2 protein-coding genes are annotated in these 1,389 nt (G+C 69.0%); both read left to right on the top strand.

The genetic code is table 11. The features are described 5' to 3' along the window. The first annotated feature begins 50 nt into the window (after nucleotides 1-50). Nucleotides 51-434, top strand: coding sequence for a transposase (locus AB0C35_RS46015; protein WP_358471019.1), 384 nt, complete (start codon nucleotides 51-53; stop codon nucleotides 432-434). Continuing rightward, nucleotides 431-1,360, top strand: a complete 930-nt coding sequence (locus AB0C35_RS46020) for an IS3 family transposase (RefSeq protein WP_358471022.1) — start codon at nucleotides 431-433, stop codon at nucleotides 1,358-1,360. The genes AB0C35_RS46015 and AB0C35_RS46020 overlap by 4 nt, the downstream gene beginning before the upstream one ends. Nucleotides 1,361-1,389 lie beyond the last annotated feature (29 nt).

Genomic DNA, 1,389 nt, shown 5'->3' on the forward strand with positions numbered 1-1,389 from the left:
TGCGCTTCCCCTGAGATCGTGGAGACCGAACCTGGGAGAAGGTTGGGTCGTTGGATACCGAGAGACGCTCGTTCGATCCGGAGTTCCGGGCCGGAGCGGTGCGCATCGTGCAGGAGACCGGCAGGCCAGTCGCGCAGGTGGCGCGTGATCTGGGAATCAACCAGTACACGCTGCACAACTGGGTGAAGAAGGATCGGCTGGCCGGTTCTGGCGGGAACGGAGGCGGCACTCTGTCCAAGTCGTCCAAGGGCTCGGGGCTGAGCGAGTCCGAGCGCGAGGAGCTGGCGCGGCTGCGCCGGCAGAAGGCCGAGATGGCCCGGCGGCATGCCGAGGAGAAGGCCGCGTGGGAGGCCGAGCGCGCTCAGCTGGAGATGGAGCGTGATGTCCTCAAGCGATCAGTGGTCCTCTGGGTGAAGGAGGCGGAGGGCCGGTGAGCGTGGCGGCCTTCATCGCCGACCAGAAGACCAGCCACGATGTTCCCCACGCGGTGGCCTGCAGGGCGCTGGGTGTCTCGCAGTCCTGGTTCTACAAGTGGAGACAGCGCATCGGGGTCCAGGCGCCGACCGGGCGGCAGCGTCGGCGGACCGAGCTGGACACTGCGGTCCGCCGGTCCTTCGAGGCGTCCGGTGGCACCTACGGGTCCCCGCGGATCACCGACGACCTGCGTGAACAGGGGTGGCGGGTGTCGGAGAACACGGTGGCGGCGCGGATGGCCGAGCTCGGCCTGGCCGGACGGCCCGGTCCGCGCAGGCGCCGGTCGCTGACCCGGCAGGGCAGGCGGCAGGCGGCCCCGGACCTGGTACGCCGCAACTTCAACGCTGTGGCCCCCGACCTGCTGTGGGTCGGGGACGTGACGCAGATCGACACCGATGAAGGGCCGCTGTATCTGGCCACGGTGGAGGACATGTTCGCCCGCCGGCTGCTGGGGTTCGCGATGTCGCCGCACCATGACGCGGACCTGACGATCGCGTCGCTGCAGATGGCGGTGGCCACTCGCGGCGGCGATGTGGACGGGGTGATCTTCCACTCCGACCGCGGCAGCGAGTACACCGCGTCCCGTCACCAGGCCGTCTGCCGCCGGCTGGGCGTGACCCAGTCGATGGGCAGGGTCGGCTGCGCGCTCGACAACGCACCGGCCGAGGCGTTCAACTCCACGCTGAAGGTCGAGTACGTCCACCGGCACCGGTTCGCGACCAGGGCCGAGGCCCGGTTGAAGATCGCGACCTGGATCACCGGGTTCTACAACGTCCGCCGTCGGCACAGCGCCAACGACGGGCTACCGCCGGTGGTGTTCGAGCAGCAGATCACCGAGAAGAGGAGGGCCACGACAGCCCACTACGCCGGGGCCAAGGTGGCATAACCAGTCTCCACACTTTCAGGGGATTGACA

Source organism: Spirillospora sp. NPDC048819 (assembly GCF_040650055.1).
Taxonomy (GTDB): Bacteria; Actinomycetota; Actinomycetes; order Streptosporangiales; family Streptosporangiaceae; genus Spirillospora.